The 577-nt window shown below is 55.6% G+C and carries 1 pseudogene; it reads right to left on the reverse strand.

The window, feature by feature from the left end:
- Positions 1–185: 185 nt before the first annotated feature.
- Positions 186–577, reverse strand: a pseudogene (locus tag J5224_RS34255) (argininosuccinate lyase); the annotation flags it as partial.

Here is a 577-nt window from a genome sequence, read left to right on the forward strand (position 1 = left end):
GTCAAAATAAAGTGATACTGTATGTATGTCCAGAAAGAATAGCGCAGGCCAGCGCGAAGCGGCATCGTTGTCGGCAGCGAAATGGTTAAAATGCGAGGCGGTTTGCGTTATGGCTTATCGCCATTGGCTAAATAAAAAAGGGCCGGAAATCCGGCCCTGATACAGATAACATCGCGTTATTGGTATTACAGACGCCCTTTGGCATCGGTAATCGCCTGCGCGACCTGTTGTGGTGACACACCACCTTTGGCAGCGCGCTTTTCCAGACAGGATTGCAGCGACAGGATGGGATACACGTCATCACCAATGGTGGCGCTGAATTTCTGCAAATCCACCAGCGGCAATGCTTCCAGCGGTTTACCCTGCCGAATGGCTTCCACCACTGCCTCACCAACGATGTGATGCGCTTCGCGGAACGGAACGCCTTTCGCCACCAGATAATCGGCCAACTCGGTCGCGTTCGCGTAGCCCTGCTGCGCCGCTTCCTGGCAGCGCGGACGGCGAACCTGAATGCCTTCCAGCACCAGTGCCGCCATCATCAGGCAGTCATGCCAGGTGTCGAGCGCATCGAACAGCC

The organism is Candidatus Symbiopectobacterium sp. NZEC135, from assembly GCF_025962695.1.